The following is a 17006-nucleotide window of genomic DNA, read 5'->3' on the forward strand; positions in this document are numbered from 1 at the left end:
AGGGGATTGGGGATGGCAATGCTGGACAGTGGGCTCAAACAGCGCATGGTCGGTGCTCTGGTGCTGGTGGCGCTGGCGGTGATTTTCCTGCCGATGCTGCTGTCGCGCGAGGACGAGATGCGCCGCGTGGTAGTGGATGCGCCGGCCATGCCGCAAGCGCCGGCTGCTGCCGAGGTCATCGTGCAGCCTGCCGAGGTCGTCGAGCCCGAGGAGTTGCCGCAGGAGCCGGTTCCCGTCGAAGAGGTGGAACCTCAGATCGTCGAGGTGCCTGAGCAGCCCAAGCCGACCCCGCCGCCTGTCGCGCAACAGAGCAAGCCCGATCCGGTCAAGACCGAACAGGCGGCGAGCGCTGCTCCTGCCAAGCCGGAAGGGCGCCTGGACGCCAATAGCCTGCCGATCAGCTGGTCGGTGCAGCTGGCCAGCTTGTCCAGTCGCGCTGGAGCAGAAAATCTGCAGAAAACCCTGCGCAGCCAGGGCTACAACGCCTATATCCGTGCCTTCGACGGCATGAACCGGGTGTTCGTCGGTCCGCTGATCGAGCGTGCCGAAGCCGAGCGTCTGCGTGATCAGCTCAATCGCCAGCACAAACTCAGCGGTTTTGTCGTGCGCTTCCAGCCGGAAGCAGGCTAGGGTCTGTTGCTGTTTCGCGCACGGCCGCGACGGAGCCAGTTTTTGCGTGGGGCTAGGCGCGAGACGCGAAGTTTGGTCGCCCAAATGAGCCGTCGAGTAACGACGTACCACGCAAAAACTGGCGCGTCCCTTCGGGTTGCGCGGCAAATTGCGCCATGCGTCGTTGCGGGATTTGGCAAGGGAACGACCATTACCTGCATCCCGCGCCTCGCGTGGCGCAATTTGGCGCAGCAACGCGGCTCGCGTCGAAACGGCAACAGACCCTAAGCAAGGGACTTTGCAGCGCCTGGTTACCCGATGCGCCGGGCTCTGCTAAAATGCTCCGCCTTTTCCGCTGGTAGGCCGCACCGTGGTATTCACCTGGGTCGATTGGGCGATCATCGCCGTCATCGCCATTTCTAGTTTGATCAGTCTGAAGCGCGGTTTCGTCAAGGAAGCCCTGTCGCTGCTGACCTGGATCATCGCAGGTGTGGTCGCCTGGATGTTCGGTGGCGCACTGGCCCAGCATCTCGTCGAATTTATCGAAACGCCTTCCGCGCGGGTCATCGCAGCCTGTGCCATTCTCTTCATCGCCACCTTGCTGGTGGGCGCTCTGGTCAATTTCCTCATCGGTGAGCTGATCCGCGTGACTGGTCTGTCCGGTACCGACCGTTTTCTCGGCATGGTATTCGGCGCCGCACGTGGTGGTTTGTTGGTGGTGCTGCTGGTCGGGCTGATCAGCCTGGCGCCAGTGGAGCAGGATACGTGGTGGCAACAGTCGCAACTGGTGCCGCATTTTCTGATGGTCGCCGACTGGTCGAAGAACCTCATTCTGGGGTGGTCCGATCAGTGGTTTACCGGTGGATCGGCTCACCCAGCTGATCTGCTTTAAAAGAGTGACCGCTGCGGAGTAACCGCTGCATCGGTCGCTGAATTAGCCTGAACTATCTAGCAGGGGTCGTGGCACATGTGTGGCATCGTCGGTATCGTCGGTAAATCGAACGTCAATCAGGCGCTGTATGACGGGCTCACCGTCCTTCAGCACCGCGGCCAGGATGCTGCCGGTATTGTCACCAGCCATGATGGCCGCCTGTTCCTGCGCAAGGACAACGGCCTGGTGCGTGACGTGTTCCAGCAGCGCCACATGCAGCGCCTGGTTGGCCATATGGGCATCGGCCATGTGCGCTACCCGACCGCTGGCAGCTCCAGCTCGGCCGAAGCTCAGCCGTTCTACGTCAACTCGCCGTACGGCATCACCCTGGCGCACAACGGCAACCTGACCAACGTCGAGCAGTTGGCCAAGGAAATCTACGAGTCCGATCTGCGTCACGTGAACACCAACTCCGATTCGGAAGTGCTGCTCAACGTGTTCGCCCATGAGTTGGCCCAGCGCGGCAAGCTGCAGCCGACCGAAGAAGATGTGTTCGCCGCCGTTACCCACGTGCACGAGCGCTGCCTGGGCGGTTACGCCGTCGTCGCAATGATCACCGGCTATGGCATCGTCGGCTTCCGCGACCCGAATGGCATTCGTCCGATCGTCTTCGGCCAGCGCCATACCGATGAAGGTGTCGAGTACATGATCGCGTCCGAGAGCGTATCGCTGGACGTGCTCGGCTTCACCCTGATCCGCGACCTGGCGCCGGGCGAGGCGGTCTACATCACCGAAGAGGGCAAGCTGTTCACCCGTCAGTGCGCGGCCAACCCGCAGTATGCGCCCTGCATCTTCGAGCACGTTTACCTGGCGCGCCCGGACTCGATCATGGACGGTATCTCGGTGTACAAGGCGCGTCTGCGCATGGGCGAGAAGCTGGCCGACAAGATCCTGCGCGAGCGTCCGGATCATGACATCGACGTGGTCATCCCGATTCCCGACACCAGCCGCACGGCGGCGCTGGAGTTGGCCAATCACCTGGGCGTGAAATTCCGCGAAGGTTTCGTCAAGAACCGCTACATCGGCCGTACCTTCATCATGCCCGGCCAGGCGGCACGTAAGAAATCCGTGCGGCAGAAACTCAACGCCATCGAGCTGGAGTTCCGCGGCAAGAACGTGATGCTGGTGGACGACTCCATCGTGCGTGGCACAACCTGCAAGCAGATCATTCAGATGGCCCGCGAGGCCGGCGCGAAGAATGTCTACTTCTGCTCGGCAGCCCCGGCAGTGCGCTACCCGAACGTCTACGGTATCGACATGCCCAGCGCCCATGAGCTGATTGCCCATGGTCGCAGCACCGAGGAGGTCTGCGAGCTGATCGGTGCCGACTGGCTGGTTTATCAGGACCTGCCGGACCTGATCGAAGCGGTCAGCGGCAGCAAGAAGATCAAGATCGACAACTTCGACTGCGCGGTGTTCGACGGCAAGTACGTCACCGGCGACGTCGACGAGGCATACCTGGACAAGATCGAGCAGGCGCGCAACGATGCCAGCAAGGTCAAGTCGCAGGCAGTCAGCGCGATCATCGATCTGTATAACAACTGATTCGAGCGGGCAGGGCAGTGGTCCTGCCCGTTTCGGTGATGCGCACGGCGCACCACCGGTCCGTAGCCCGGATGCAATCCGGGGGAATGTCACCCTGAATTTCCCGGATTGCATCCGGGCTACTTTTTGTGAGGTAGCAATATGGCTGTGGAATGGGAAGCCGGCAGGCTTGATAGTGACCTGGATGGCGTAGGCTTCGACACCCTGGCGGTGCGTGCCGGCCAGCACCGTTCGCCTGAGGGCGAGCATGGCGAGGCCTTGTACCTGACCTCCAGCTATGTATTCCGCACCGCAGCCGATGCCGCCGCGCGTTTTGCTGGCGAAGTGCCGGGCAACGTCTATTCGCGCTATACCAACCCTACCGTGCGTACCTTCGAGGAGCGTATTGCCGCACTGGAAGGCGCCGAGCAGGCGGTAGCCACTGCCTCCGGTATGTCTGCGATCCTCGCCATCGTCATGAGCCTGTGCAGTGGCGGTGACCATGTGTTGGTATCGCGCAGCGTATTCGGTTCGACCATCAGCCTGTTCGAGAAGTACCTCAAGCGCTTTGGCATCGAGGTGGATTACGTGCCGCTGGCGGATCTGGATGCCTGGCAGACCGCGTTCAAGCCCAATACCAAGCTGCTGTTCGTCGAATCGCCTTCCAACCCGCTGGCCGAACTGGTGGATATCGCCGCACTGGCCGAGATCGCCCATGCTCGCGGCGCGCTGCTGGCGGTGGACAACTGTTTCTGCACGCCGGCCCTGCAGCAGCCGCTGAAACTTGGCGCAGACATCGTCATGCATTCGGCGACCAAGTACATCGACGGCCAGGGCCGTGGTCTGGGCGGTGTGGTTGCCGGTCGCAGTGAGCAGATGAAGGAAGTGGTGGGTTTCCTGCGTACCGCCGGGCCGACCCTGAGCCCGTTCAATGCCTGGATGTTCGTCAAGGGCCTGGAAACCCTGCGCATCCGTATGCGTGCGCAGAGTGAGAGTGCCCTGCAGCTGGCGCTGTGGCTGGAGCAACAGCCGCAGGTCGAGCGCGTGCATTACGCGGGGCTGCCCAGTCATCCGCAGCACGAGCTGGCGAAAAAGCAGCAGAGCGCCTTCGGTGCGGTGGTCAGTTTCGAGGTCAAGGGTGGCCGTGATGCCGCCTGGAAGGTGATCGATGCCACACGCGTCATCTCCATCACCACCAACCTCGGCGACACCAAGACCACTGTCGCCCATCCGGCTACCACCTCCCATGGCCGCCTGACTCCGCAGGAGCGTGCCAACGCCGGTATTCGCGACAACTTGATCCGCGTCGCTGTGGGCCTGGAAGAGCTGGAAGACCTCAAGGCGGATCTGGCGCGCGGCCTGGCTGCGCTCTGAGCATGCTGGAGTGGGGGACGAATGACACGCCCAACAACGGGCGTGTCGCGTTGGTCACCGGAGCCGCGCGTGGCATCGGCCTGGGTATCAGTGCCTGGCTGATCACCGAGGGTTGGCAGGTGGTGTTGGCCGACGTCGACCGCGAGCGTGGCTCCAGAGTGGCACGTGCTTTGGGTGATAACGCCTGGTTCGTGGCCATGGATGTGGCCAAGGAAGATCAGGTAAGCGTCGGCGTCGCTGAGGTGCTGGGTCAGTTCGGGCGTCTCGATGCGCTGGTGTGCAATGCGGCTATCTCCGATCCGCACACGCCGCCGCTGGAGTCGCTCGACCTCAAGCGCTGGAATCGTCTGCTGGCGGTCAACCTGACCGGCGCCATGCTGCTGGCCAAGCACTGTGCGCCATATTTGCGTGGGCATCGCGGCGCCATCGTCAATATCGCCTCCACCCGCGCCAGCCAGTCCGAGGCCGATTGCGAGGCGTACGCTGCGAGCAAGGGCGGGTTGGTTGCGCTCACTCACGCGCTGTCGATCAGCCTGGGGCCGGAGGTGCGCGTCAACTGCGTCAGCCCAGGCTGGATCGACTCTCGCGACCCGTCGCAGCAGCGCCTGGAGCCGCTGTCGGTGTTCGATCATGCGCAACATCCGGTCGGCCGTGTGGGTACCGTGGAGGATGTAGCAGCGCAGGTCGCCTGGCTGCTCTCCGATGCGGCCGGTTTCATCACCGGACAGGAGTTCATCATTGACGGCGGCATGAGTCGCAAGATGATCTATCAGGATTGAATGCCTGTGGAAGCGAGCTCTGCTCGCGGAACGTGGTCTTGAAACCTTCGCGAGCAGAGCTCGCTCCTACGGATTCGACAGAAACGAAAAAGGCTCCCGAGGGAGCCTTTTTCATGTGTGGCCGAATTACATGTTGGGGTAATTCGGGCCGCCGGTGCCTTCCGGCGCCACCCAGGTGATGTTCTGGGCCGGATCCTTGATGTCGCAGGTCTTGCAGTGCACACAGTTCTGCGCGTTGATCTGGAAGCGTTTCTCGCCGTCTTCCTGAGTCACCACCTCGTACACGCCGGCCGGGCAGTAGCGCTGCGCCGGTTCGTCGTACAGCGGCAGGTTCTTCGCCAGCGGAATGCTCGGGTCGGTGAGCTTCAGGTGGCAGGGCTGCTCTTCTTCGTGGTTGGTGTTGGAGAGGAATACCGAGCTCAGTTTGTCGAAGCTCAGTTTGCCGTCCGGTTTCGGGTAGGCGATCTTCGCGCACTCGGCTGCAGGCTTCAGGCAGGCGTAATCCGGCTTGTTGTCGTGCAGGGTGAAGGGCGCCTTGCCGCCGAAGATGTTCTGGTCCAGCCAGTTGATGCCGCCGCCGACGATGGCGCCGTACTTGTGGATGGCCGCACCGAAGTTGCGGCTGCGGAACAGTTCGTCGTACAGCCAGCTGGCCTTGAAGCCATCGACGTAGTTGCTCAACTCGTCGCCGCCTTCGCGGCCGGCTGCCAGGGCTTCGGTGATGGCGTCGGCAGCGAGCATGCCGGACTTCATCGCGGTGTGACTGCCCTTGATCTTGGCGAAGTTCAGGGTGCCGAGGTCGCAGCCGATCAGGGCGCCGCCCGGGAAGACCATCTTCGGCAGCGAATTCAGACCGCCCTTGCTGATGGCGCGTGCGCCGTAGGCAACGCGCTTGCCACCTTCCAGGTACTGGGCAATTACCGGGTGGTGCTTGTAACGCTGGAATTCGTCGAACGGCGACAGGTGCGGGTTGGCGTAGGACAGATCGATGATCAGGCCGACCACGACCTGGTTGTTCTCCAGGTGGTAGAGGAAGGAGCCACCGGTATTGTCGGTGCCCATGATGTCCATCGGCCAACCGGCGGTGTGCACCACCAGGCCTTGTTCATGCTTGGCCGGGTCGATGTCCCAGATTTCCTTGATGCCGATGCCGTAGTGCTGGGCGTCGGCTTCGCTGTCGAGCTTGTATTTCTTGATCAGTTGCTTGCCGATGTGACCACGGCAGCCTTCGGCGAACAGGGTGTACTTGGCACGTAGTTCCATGCCGGGGGTGTAGTAGCCTTCCTTGGGGTTGCCTTCACGGTCGACACCCAAGTCACCGGTGACGATGCCGCGTACCACGCCATTCTCGTCGATCAGCGCTTCCTGAGCGGCGAAGCCCGGGTAGATCTCGACGCCCAGGTTCTCGGCCTGCTGGGCCAGCCAGCGGCACAGGTTGCCCAGGGAAATGATGTAATTGCCTTCGTTGTGCATGGTTTTCGGCACAAAGAAGTCAGGAATTCGGGTAGCCTTGTCAGCGTCGCGCAGCAGATAGATGTCATCGCGCTTGACCGGGGTGTTCAGCGGGGCGCCGAGTTCTTTCCAGTCGGGGAAGAGTTCGTTCAGGGCGCGCGGTTCGAACACCGCACCAGAGAGGATGTGAGCACCAACTTCGGAGCCTTTCTCGACCACGCAGACGCTGATCTCCTGACCCGCTTCAGCGGCTTTCTGCTTCAGTCGGCAGGCGGCGGACAGTCCGGACGGGCCGGCGCCGACGATGACGACGTCGAACTCCATAAATTCGCGTTCCACAGGCTATCTCCTACTCAAGGCTCTTCGATATTTTATGTTGGAGGGCGCGGCTCGCTCCCTAAGCACGGCGTGGGCATTATATCTACACCCTCTCAGCGGGCCAATACAAACGTTTGTTTGAATTTTCTGTAGGCCTGTTAGAATCCTACTACATCGCGGATGACCGGCCAGTTCGCTGTATTGACCGGGCCAGGCCGCGGGGTCAAGATACGGGCGGTTTTGCGCTCGCCGTCTGAGCTGAAAGGTTGGTTGCGGCCGATTTTGCATCACCGGCCAGGCTCGCCTTGGCGACATTCTTATTCACCGGAGAGTAACGAGGAATCCATGAAGGTTCTTGTAGCTGTCAAACGAGTGGTTGACTACAACGTCAAGGTTCGCGTCAAGGCGGACAACAGCGGCGTCGACCTCGCCAACGTCAAGATGTCCATGAACCCCTTCTGCGAAATCGCCGTGGAAGAAGCCGTACGCCTGAAGGAGAAAGGCGTGGCGAGCGAAATCGTCGTCGTCTCCATCGGCCCGGCTACCGCCCAGGAGCAACTGCGCACCGCGCTGGCTCTGGGTGCCGACCGCGCCATCCTGGTCGAATCCAATGACGAGCTGAACTCCCTGGCCGTGGCCAAGCTGCTCAAGGCAGTGGTCGACAAGGAGCAGCCGCAGCTGGTGATCATGGGCAAGCAGGCCATCGACAGCGACAACAACCAGACCGGCCAGATGCTGGGCGCCCTGACTGGCTTCGGCCAAGGCACCTTCGCCTCCAAGGTTGAAGTGGCTGGCGACAAGGTCAACGTCACCCGTGAGATCGATGGCGGTCTGCAGACCGTTGCGCTGAACCTGCCGGCGATCGTCACCACCGACCTGCGTCTGAACGAGCCGCGCTACGCGTCGCTGCCGAACATCATGAAGGCCAAGAAGAAGCCGCTGGAAACCGTCACTCCGGACGCTCTGGGCGTTTCCACCGCCTCCACCGTCAAGACCCTGAAAGTCGAAGCACCGGCTGCTCGCAGCGCTGGCATCAAGGTCAAGTCCGTGGCTGAACTGGTCGAGAAACTGAAGAACGAGGCGAAGGTAATCTAAATGACTATCCTGGTTATCGCTGAACACACCAATGCCGCTCTGGCTGCCGCTACCCTGAACACCGTTGCTGCTGCGCAGAAAATCGGTGGCGACATTCACGTTCTGGTAGCCGGTGCCAACGCTGGCGCTGCTGCCGAAGCCGCGGCCAAGATCGCTGGCGTGGCCAAGGTTCTGGTTGCCGACAACGCTGCCTATGCCAACCAGCTGCCGGAGAACGTCGCTCCGCTGGTAGCCGAACTCGGCAAGGGCTACAGCCACATCCTGGCTGCCGCCACCAGCAACGGCAAGAACATCCTGCCGCGCGTCGCTGCTGCCCTGGACGTCGATCAGATCTCCGAGATCATCGCCGTTGAAAGCGCCGACACCTTCAAGCGTCCGATCTATGCCGGTAACGCCATCGCCACTGTGCAGTCCTCGGCTGCCATCAAGGTGATCACCGTGCGTAGCACCGGTTTCGACGCCGCTGCTGCCGAAGGCGGCAGCGCTGCCGTTGAAGCCGTTTCCGGCCCGGCTGACGCCGGCAAGTCCGCCTTCGTTGGCGAGGAACTGGCCAAGTCCGACCGTCCGGAACTGACCGCTGCCAAGATCGTCGTTTCCGGCGGCCGTGGCATGGGCAATGGCGACAACTTCAAGCACCTGTACGCCCTGGCCGACAAGCTGGGCGCTGCCGTCGGTGCTTCCCGCGCTGCCGTCGACGCCGGCTTCGTGCCGAACGACATGCAGGTCGGTCAGACCGGCAAGATCGTTGCGCCGCAGCTGTACATCGCCGTCGGTATCTCCGGCGCGATCCAGCACCTGGCCGGCATGAAGGACTCCAAGGTGATCGTCGCGATCAACAAGGACGAAGAGGCGCCGATCTTCCAGGTGGCCGACTACGGTCTGGTTGCTGATCTATTCGAAGCCGTACCGGAGCTGGAAAAGTCGGTCTAAGCCGCTTTTCCCGCAACGAAAAAACCCGCTCACCAGAGCGGGTTTTTTATTGCCTGCGTGTGCGCAGTGTCACTTCAGGCCTTCTAGAAACTGCCGGTAGAGCAGGGCGCTTTCTTCGGGGCGCTCGAGCATGGGGGCGTGGCCGACGTTGTCCATGATCACCACGCTGGGTTTGCCTAGCAGCGGCTGCATGACCTCGATGCTGGATACGTCCAGCACCCGGTCCTGTTTGCCCCAAAGCAGCAAGGTGGGGGCCTGGATTTTCGCCAGTTCGGGCTCCAATGGGATGGCGCGCTCCACCAGTTGCTTGAATACCCGTTCATAGTGCGCAGCCTTGGCCATGGAGCGCTCGCCCAGATATCGCTTGAGCGACTCGGGCAGATAGGGAGGTTCGACGAAGATGAATTGCAGCAGATTGTCGAAATCCTGCGGTTGCTTGACCACCAGTGGATTGGGCGCACCACCGGTCAGCAATCGATACAGTTCGCTCTTGTGCGGGCTGTCGATTCCGGCGTTGGCCAATAGCGCCAGCGAACGAACACGATCCGGGTAGCGTGCCGCGAAGAGTGCGGCGATGTGTCCCCCCATCGAATTGCCCAGCAGATGAGCCTGCTGGACGCCCATGGCATCGAGAATATCCGCCAGCCGTTCGGCCTGGGTGCCGACATCGTAGCTGCCAGGTGGCAGGTCGCTGTCACCGAAGCCGGGCAGGTCCAATGCGATGACGCGATAGTCCTTGGTCAGGTGGCGAGAAAAACGCAACCAGTTATCCTTGTCTGCAGCGAAACCGTGGAGCAACACCAGGGTTTCGCCACTCGCCGGTCCTCCCTGGTAGTAATGGATGTTAAGATCGCGGACAGATAGCCGCTCGTGACTGAGCCCGGCGCGCTGTTGCTCTATCAGGCGCAGGCTGGTCAACTGAGTGGCCGGGAAGAAATACAGCGTTGCTGAGGCAGCGAGAAGCAGTAGCAGCAAAGCGAGCAGCAGTTTTTTCATGGCGCGTCCTTATCGCGAATTATTCCGGCGGCGCCACTAAGCTAGCATGAACACAGAGGATGCCGGGGTGCTAGGGTCTGTACGAAAAGTCGCCGAGCGAAGGTCAGGTGAGGCAAAAATAGGTGAGGAACGGACTGGGCTCGCATTCGAGTTTACGAGCTGTAAATGAGCATTCCGAACCTGTTTTTAACGAAGCATCACCGAGCGCAGGCATTTTTTGTACAGAGCCCAAATCTATCCTGCCAATCAACGCATAAACCGAGAGTAGCCAATGCCTGAGCGTTGTCTGTTTAAGTCGCTGTTGCTGTGGTGCGCCCTGGTCGTTATGCCGACTGCAGCCCTGGCCGTTGGTAAATGCGAGCGCCTGGTGGCGACCGGTAATCCGGAATATCCCCCCTATCTCTGGCGTGATCCGCAGAATCCGCAGCAGCTGATCGGCGCCAATGCCGATCTGCTCAAACACCTGGCAAAAGAACTCGGTGTGGTGGTTGACGTGATCTACACCGGGCCCTGGTCGCGAGCGCAGGATGAGGTGCGTACCGGGCGTGTCGACCTGATCGCTGGGGCCTTCATCACTCTGCCGCGGTTGGAGCACATGGACTACGTGCACCCTGCGTTCTTCTATACGCCCAGCGTGGTTTGGGTGCGCAAGGGCGAAGCATTTCCCTACGGCAGCTGGATCGACTTGCAGGGGCATACTGGCGACACCCTGGTGGGCAACAGTTTTGGTCAGCAGTTCGATACCTTCGCCAAGCAGAACCTGAAGCTCGAGGGCGTCTCCAGCTTGACTCAGGCGTTCCAGAAGTTGCTGCTTGGCCGCACCGACTATGTGCTCTACGAGCGCTACCCAGGCTTGGCGCTCGCCGAGACGCTGGGCATGGAAGATGATCTGGAGGTGCTGGACCCGCCGATTTCCAGCGAAGGCCTCTACCTTACCCTGTCGCATAATTCGGCGTGCAACGAGCCCTGGCTACGCGGCCAGCTGGCGCGAAATATGGCAGAAATGGTCGCCGCCGGGCTGCCTGAGCAGTTCCTGCAACGCAATCTGGAACTATGGAAGGCACAGCAGATGCAGCCTGATCCGGTTGGCGACGTCACTCAGTAGGAAATTTTCGTGATCAATCGAACCCTTCCCTTGCTGCTGGCGCTGGGCCTGACGGCCTGTGCCAGCGATCCTGCTCCCATCGAGCAGATGCGGCTGACCGAACAGGCGTTGGCGCAGACCAAATCCCTGGGGGTGGTCAGCGAACAGTCCGCGTCACTTCACCAGGCTGAAGAGAAGTTCGCGCAGGCCCAGGTGGCCATGCAGGACGGTGAACACAAGCAGGCGCGCCTACTGGCCGAACAGGCCGAGCTGGATGCGCGCCTGGCTGAAGCTGAGCACCTCAATGCCAAAGGTCGGGAGCAACTGACCGAACTCAATCAACGCATCGGCCGTCTGCGCCAGCAACTGGGAGCCATGTGATGAAGGCTTTTGGTCATCTGGGCGGTCTGATGCTGGTCGGTACGCTGTTGAGTGGTTGTGCGTCCAGTCAGCTGGCGAGTGAGCAGGCTCTGGAAGAAGCGCGTCTGAGTTTTCAGTCGGTCAAGGAAGATCCCAGCGTGCTGCGCGCCGCACCCAAGGACGTGATTCGCGCAGGCGAATCGCTGGGTCGTGCCGAGCGCCTGTCCAGTTACTGGGGTAGTGGCGACGATGTGCGTCATTACGCCTACCTCAGCCAGCGCTATGCCGAGATCGCCCGGCAACACAGCGATATCAGTCTCAACCAGGAACGCGCAGCCAAGCTCGAGCTGGAACGCCAGCGTCTGCAGTTGACCCTGCGCGAAGCCAAGCTGATGAGCGTGCAGCAGCACAACGGCTGGTTGGAAGAGCAGATGGTCAGCCTCGCCACCAACGAGACCGAGCGCGGCCTGGTGATGACCCTGGGCGATATGTTGTTCGACGCCGGTCGCGCCGATCTGCAACCAGCAGCCAACCGTACGGTGCTCAAACTCGTGCAGTTCCTGCAGATCAATCCGCAGCGCCGCGTGCGGATCGAGGGCTATACCGACAACACGGGCGATGCCGCCGAGAATCTCGAACTGTCGCGCGCGCGCGCGCAGGCTGTGGCCGATCTGCTGGTGGATCTGGGCGTGGAAGCCAAGCGTATTCAGATCGCCGGTTACGGTGTCGACTTCCCGGTTGCGGAAAATGCGTCGGCACGTGGCCGCGCGCAGAATCGGCGGGTGGAAATCGTCTTCTCCGACGAGCGAGGCCAGCTTGGTGCCGAGCGCTGAGCGAAATGCCTGACAAAACCCCGGCAGAGTCCGGGGTTTTTTATGCACTGAAAATGGCGACGATGCCGTGCCCGATTGGCAAGCAATGGCGTAAGGGAAAACAGATCGTATCTGTGCCGGTACAATTGTGTAGCAATAGGTTACTGTTATGCTCCAGTGACCACGGAGGATATCGCCATGACCAATCTGCTGCTCTATCAACGTATCGCCCAGCAGTTGGCCGAGGATATTCGTCGCGGTGTTTACCAGCCTGGCGAGCGCGTGCCTTCGGTGCGCAAGATGAGTGCTCAGCTCAATGTCAGCCACGCCACGGTGTTGCAGGCCTACGCCAACCTCGAAGATCAGGGATTGATTCGTGCACGCCCGCAATCGGGCTTCTACGTGCACCAGACGCCAGCGCTGACCGCGCCGACGCCGGATATCGCCAAGGTCGAGCGACCAGGTCTGGTCACCCGCGCCAGCATTATCAACCAGGTGCTTACCGAGTCGCGCCGCGAGGGCGTATTTCCGCTGGGCGCCGCGGTGCCGCATGTCGATTACCTGCCGGTGCGCGCATTGCACCAGCAACTGGCCAAGGTCACCCGTTTTCACAGCCCGCGCGCCTTCAGCTACATGTTCAGCCCCGGCTTCGAGCCGTTGCGCCGCCAGGTGGCGATCCGCATGCGCGATGCCGGCGTGGTGGTCGATCCGTCCGAGGTGGTGATCACCCATGGCTGCGTCGATGCGCTGCAGATGAGCCTGCGTGTGCTGACCAAGCCGGGCGATCTCATCGCGGTAGAGTCGCCAACCTATTACGGGCTGCTGCAACTGGCCGATCTGCTGGGGCTCAAGGTCATCGAGATTCCCTGCGACCCGACTACCGGCATCAGCCTTGAAGCGCTGCAACTGGCGGCCAACCAGTGGCCCATCAAGGCGTTGGTGCTGACTGCGCGGCTGTCCAACCCGCTGGGCGGCACCATCCCCGAGGAGCGTCAGCGTCAGTTGTTGCGCCTGGCCGGTGATTACGATTTCCAGATCGTCGAAGACGATATCTACGGCGAGCTGATGTTCGAGCAGGGGCCGCCCAAGGCACTGAAGTCGCATGATCGCGACAGCCGGGTGATCTATTGCTCGAGTTTCTCCAAGACCCTGTCACCGGGTGTGCGTATCGGCTGGATCGTCGCCGGCAAGTATCAGGACGAGATCCAGCGGCTGCAGACCTTTTCCACCCATTCGGCGTGCAGCGTCACCCAGATGGCGGTGGCGGCTTATCTGGAGAACGGTGGCTATGACCGCCATCTGCGGCATATTCGCCAGGAGTACCGCAAGAACCTCAATGCCTTCCAGCTGGCGGTGCAGCAGTATTTTCCGGTCGGCACGCAGATGACCCGGCCCAAGGGCGGCTTTATCCTCTGGGTCAGCCTGCCGGCGCGGGTCAACACCAAGGATCTGCACGTGCGCGCGCTGCAGCAGGGCATTTCCATCGCACCGGGGCTGATCTTCAGCAACACCGAGCAGTTCAATCATTGCGTGCGGCTCAACTGCGGCATTCCCTGGAACCGCGAAGCCGAAAGGGCGCTGATGACTCTGGGCATGTTGGCCACGCAGTTGTGCCAGGAGGCGGGCGGTTCCTGGGAAGGTTGAGAAAGCATGCCCTGGGTTAACCCGTTTCATCGAGGGGCTGCGTCTACCTGAGCGAAGGTCTCATGCCATTACTCAGGAGGTGCACCATGTCTGCTTGTTCCTCGTTGCTCGTTCGTCCGTTCGCCGTCGGTTTTTCGGCCAGCGCCTTGCTGCTGCTCGCCGCTTGCAGCGCCTCCAGCCCGGAGCCGGAAGTACAGGCCAGCACGGCCCCGGCGGCACCGCTCGTACGCGAGCGCCTGGCTGCGCCCGCAGTTGCTGAGATGCAGGCCGAGGCCAGCCAGAAGCGCATGGCGACTCTGGCTTATGCGCCGGCCCCCATCGCTGATGCCCTGCCGCCGGGCTATCGCGAAGAGTCTCGCGAGCAGTACCAGGCCTATGCCGACAATCCGGTGTTCGCCGTTGCCGAGACACCGGTGTCCACCTTCAGCATCGATGTCGATACCGGTAGCTACGCCAACGTGCGGCGTTTCCTCAACGGTGGGCAACTGCCGCCGAAGGACGCCGTGCGCCTGGAAGAGCTGGTCAACTACTTCCCCTATGCCTATCCGCTGCCGCAGGGCGCCGCACCTTTTGGCGTCAGCACCGAGTTGGCGGTGACGCCGTGGAATCCGCAGACACGCCTGCTGCGCATCGCCATCAAGGCGTCGGATCGCAGCGTGGATGAACTGCCGCCGGCCAACCTGGTGTTTCTGGTCGACGTGTCTGGTTCGATGCATCGCCGCGAAGGCCTGCCGATGGTGCAGGGCACCCTTAAACTGCTGGTCGAGCAGTTGCGTCCGCAGGATCGCGTCTCGCTGGTCACCTATGCCGGTGACAGCCAGGTGGTGCTCGATTCCACGCCCGGCAGCGACAAGGCGAAGATCCGTGCGGCCATCGATCAGCTCAGTGCGGGTGGTTCGACGGCAGGGGAGTCGGGCATCCAGCTGGCCTACCAGCAGGCGGGCAAGCACCTGATCGATGGCGGCATCAATCGCATCCTGCTGGCCACCGATGGCGACTTCAACGTCGGCATCAGCGACTTCGACAGCCTCAAGCAGCTGGCTGCCGACAAGCGCAAGAGCGGCGTCTCGCTGACCACCCTGGGTTTTGGCGTGGACAACTACAACGAGCGCCTGATGGAGCAACTGGCCGACGCCGGCAATGGCAATTACGCCTATATCGACAACCTGCGCGAGGCGCGCAAGGTGTTGGTGGATCAGCTCGGCTCGACCCTGGCCACGGTGGCCAGCGACGTGAAGCTGCAACTGGAATTCAACCCGAGCGAGGTTAGCGAGTACCGCTTGCTGGGCTACGAGAACCGCGCACTCAAGCGTGAGGATTTCAGCAATGACAAGGTCGATGCCGGCGATATCGGCGCAGGGCATACCGTTACCGCGCTGTACGAGATCGTCCCGGCCGGTGCCAAGGGCTGGCTGGAGCCGCTGCGTTATCAGACCAGTGCCCAGCCCGCGAGCAAGAGCGGCGAACTGGCCTGGTTGCGGATTCGCTACAAGACGCCGGGGGAGGCGTCCAGCCGGATGCTGGAGCGGCCCATTGCGCGTGCCGAGGCGACGCCGGTCGCGGCTGCCAGCGAGGATCTGAGGTTCGCCGCTGCGGTCGCGGCCTTCGCCCAACAGCTCAAGGACGGTCGCTACACCGGCGACTTCGATCTGGCGCAGAGCATCGCGCTGGCGCGCTCGGCCAAGGGCGAGGATCGCTTCGGTCTGCGTGGCGAGTTCATCCAGCTGGCCGAAATCGCCCAGAGCCTGCACACTTCCGGCTCCACACCAGTAAGAGTTCAGCAGTGAACGCACCTCTCACGGATGACGACGCCGCTTTGTTGCGGCGTTACCGCCGAGGCGATGCCGCGGCCTTTAATGCGCTCTACCAGCGCCATCGGCTGGGCCTGTTTCGCTTTCTGCTCGGCCTGTGCGGCGATCACGCCCTGGCCGAAGAAGTGTTCCAGGAAACCTGGATGAGCCTGGTGCGAAGCCAGAGCGAACAGCGCGAGGCGGTGCTGTTCAAGACCTGGCTCTACCAGATCGCGCGTAATCGCCTGATCGACCACTGGCGCAAGACGGGCCGCCATCAGGCCGGGCATGACGAATACGATGAAGGCCAGCATGCCCAGGCCGATCCGCAACCCGGCCCGGAACAGCAGTGGAGCCTGAGTCGCGACAGTGAGCGACTGCAGGCGGCGTTGGCCGACCTGCCGGAAGATCAGCGCGAAGTGTTCCTGCTGCGCGCCCATGGCGACCTGGAATTGAACGAGATTGCTGAGTTGACCCGCACGCCGGCCGAGACGGTCAAGAGCCGTCTGCGCTATGCCCTGCAGAAGCTGCGCCGGCTGCTGGCCACCGAGGAGTTGTCCGCATGAAAGATCAACGAGAACCTCTGGATCACGAGCAGGCACTGCTGGCGCATTTCCGTGCCCATGGCAGCGGTGAACCCTCGGCCGAGCTGGATGCGCGCATCCTGGCGGCGGCAAGTGCGGCTGCCCGTGAAACGCAGCAGGCCCAGATCGACAGCGACAACGCCGGATGGGCGCAGCGCCTGCACCAATGGCTGTTCGGCAGTGGCCGCCAGCGCTGGTCGGTGGCAGTGGCAGGGCTGGCTTGCGTCGGGATCGGGGTCAGCCTGACCTGGCGCACGCTGGAGCAGACGCCGGATGCCTTCGATGCCGTGCCGCCCAGCGTGGCCATGAGCCCCGCCGCACCGGCTCCGATAGCGGCCAAGCGTGCGCCAGAGCAGGAGGCGATTGCGCCTATGGCTGCCCCGCAGGAACGCATGAGAAGTCAGGCCATAGTACGCCAGGCGCCGTCTGCCGATATGGCTGAGGCACCGCTGGCTAGTAGCGCTGCGCTGGCGCCCATGGCCGAACTGGTGATCCGGAGCGAACCACGCGAGGCGCTGCTGCGTCTGCTGCAGCTGCGCAAGGCGGGTGAGCAGGAGGAGGCGCAGCGGTTGCTGGAGCAGCTAAAGGCCGACTATCCACAACTGGATATCGAGGCTGAGCTCGCTCATCTGGCCACCGAGCCGTCGCGTGAATAAGGCACCGAGGTAAAGGTCATGTAAGTCGGCTTGTCAGGCGCGCCCAGGCGGAGGAGCATGGGCGCGTA

General features: G+C 62.2%; 16 protein-coding genes. 14 read left to right on the forward strand and 2 right to left on the reverse strand.

Annotated features, from left to right (window positions below; genetic code table 11):
• The first annotated feature begins 12 nt into the window (after positions 1 to 12).
• The 5 genes from BLT86_RS04075 to BLT86_RS04095 all read left to right on the forward strand — a co-directional run bounded on the left by BLT86_RS04075 (position 13) and on the right by BLT86_RS04095 (position 5217).
• Positions 13 to 630: an SPOR domain-containing protein gene (locus BLT86_RS04075; RefSeq protein ID WP_003461124.1), complete on the forward strand. Its 618-nt coding sequence runs from the start codon at positions 13 to 15 to the stop codon at positions 628 to 630.
• Between the two features lie 349 nt (positions 631 to 979).
• Complete coding sequence (locus BLT86_RS04080) at positions 980 to 1501, forward strand: CvpA family protein (protein ID WP_003461125.1); 522 nt, start codon at positions 980 to 982, stop codon at positions 1499 to 1501.
• 75 nt (positions 1502 to 1576) lie between these two features.
• On the forward strand, positions 1577 to 3085 hold the full coding sequence (purF, locus tag BLT86_RS04085) for an amidophosphoribosyltransferase (RefSeq protein WP_003461126.1): 1509 nt from the start codon (positions 1577 to 1579) through the stop codon (positions 3083 to 3085).
• Between the two features lie 141 nt (positions 3086 to 3226).
• The gene (locus BLT86_RS04090) at positions 3227 to 4438 is read left to right on the forward strand and encodes an O-succinylhomoserine sulfhydrylase (protein ID WP_092374955.1); all 1212 of its coding nucleotides are present in this window, start codon (positions 3227 to 3229) and stop codon (positions 4436 to 4438) included.
• A 2-nt stretch (positions 4439 to 4440) separates the two neighbouring features.
• A complete protein-coding gene (locus BLT86_RS04095; RefSeq protein WP_003461128.1) occupies positions 4441 to 5217 on the forward strand; it encodes an SDR family oxidoreductase in 777 nt (258 codons plus the stop codon).
• A 126-nt stretch (positions 5218 to 5343) separates the two neighbouring features.
• Here the strand turns inward: BLT86_RS04095 and BLT86_RS04100 are convergent, their stop codons facing one another.
• Positions 5344 to 7008 (reverse strand): electron transfer flavoprotein-ubiquinone oxidoreductase, encoded by a 1665-nt coding sequence (locus BLT86_RS04100; RefSeq protein ID WP_017677311.1) that lies wholly within the window; start codon positions 7006 to 7008, stop codon positions 5344 to 5346.
• A 324-nt stretch (positions 7009 to 7332) separates the two neighbouring features.
• Between BLT86_RS04100 and BLT86_RS04105 the strand changes: the two genes are divergently transcribed.
• Both BLT86_RS04105 and BLT86_RS04110 read left to right on the forward strand, forming a co-directional pair.
• The gene (locus tag BLT86_RS04105) at positions 7333 to 8082 is read left to right on the forward strand and encodes an electron transfer flavoprotein subunit beta/FixA family protein (protein ID WP_012018936.1); all 750 of its coding nucleotides are present in this window, start codon (positions 7333 to 7335) and stop codon (positions 8080 to 8082) included.
• A complete protein-coding gene (locus BLT86_RS04110) occupies positions 8083 to 9012 on the forward strand; it encodes an electron transfer flavoprotein subunit alpha/FixB family protein (protein WP_017677310.1) in 930 nt (309 codons plus the stop codon).
• Between the two features lie 69 nt (positions 9013 to 9081).
• Here the strand turns inward: BLT86_RS04110 and BLT86_RS04115 are convergent, their stop codons facing one another.
• A complete protein-coding gene (locus BLT86_RS04115) occupies positions 9082 to 10008 on the reverse strand; it encodes an alpha/beta fold hydrolase (RefSeq protein WP_017677309.1) in 927 nt (308 codons plus the stop codon).
• Positions 10009 to 10279: 271 nt separating this feature from the next.
• On the opposite strand from BLT86_RS04115, the gene BLT86_RS04120 reads away from it, so the two are divergent.
• The 7 genes from BLT86_RS04120 to BLT86_RS04150 all read left to right on the forward strand — a co-directional run bounded on the left by BLT86_RS04120 (position 10280) and on the right by BLT86_RS04150 (position 16938).
• Complete coding sequence (locus tag BLT86_RS04120; protein ID WP_017677308.1) at positions 10280 to 11113, forward strand: substrate-binding periplasmic protein; 834 nt, start codon at positions 10280 to 10282, stop codon at positions 11111 to 11113.
• Positions 11114 to 11122: 9 nt separating this feature from the next.
• Positions 11123 to 11473 carry a DUF4398 domain-containing protein gene (locus BLT86_RS04125; protein ID WP_017677307.1) on the forward strand — a complete coding sequence of 117 codons (351 nt, stop codon included), beginning with the start codon at positions 11123 to 11125 and terminating at the stop codon, positions 11471 to 11473.
• Positions 11473 to 12285: an OmpA family protein gene (locus BLT86_RS04130; protein ID WP_017677306.1), complete on the forward strand. Its 813-nt coding sequence runs from the start codon at positions 11473 to 11475 to the stop codon at positions 12283 to 12285. Before BLT86_RS04125 ends, BLT86_RS04130 begins: the two co-directional genes overlap by 1 nt.
• A 177-nt stretch (positions 12286 to 12462) precedes the next feature.
• Positions 12463 to 13908, forward strand: a complete 1446-nt coding sequence (locus BLT86_RS04135) for an aminotransferase-like domain-containing protein (RefSeq protein ID WP_017677305.1) — start codon at positions 12463 to 12465, stop codon at positions 13906 to 13908.
• Between the two features lie 86 nt (positions 13909 to 13994).
• The gene (locus BLT86_RS04140; RefSeq protein WP_017677304.1) at positions 13995 to 15695 is read left to right on the forward strand and encodes a vWA domain-containing protein; all 1701 of its coding nucleotides are present in this window, start codon (positions 13995 to 13997) and stop codon (positions 15693 to 15695) included.
• Positions 15692 to 16264 carry an RNA polymerase sigma factor gene (locus tag BLT86_RS04145; RefSeq protein ID WP_017677303.1) on the forward strand — a complete coding sequence of 191 codons (573 nt, stop codon included), beginning with the start codon at positions 15692 to 15694 and terminating at the stop codon, positions 16262 to 16264. The genes BLT86_RS04140 and BLT86_RS04145 overlap by 4 nt, the downstream gene beginning before the upstream one ends.
• On the forward strand, positions 16261 to 16938 hold the full coding sequence (locus tag BLT86_RS04150) for a hypothetical protein (protein WP_017677302.1): 678 nt from the start codon (positions 16261 to 16263) through the stop codon (positions 16936 to 16938). The genes BLT86_RS04145 and BLT86_RS04150 overlap by 4 nt, the downstream gene beginning before the upstream one ends.
• Positions 16939 to 17006 lie beyond the last annotated feature (68 nt).

Source organism: Pseudomonas sihuiensis (assembly GCF_900106015.1).
In the GTDB taxonomy this organism is placed as follows: Bacteria; Pseudomonadota; Gammaproteobacteria; order Pseudomonadales; family Pseudomonadaceae; genus Aquipseudomonas; species Aquipseudomonas sihuiensis.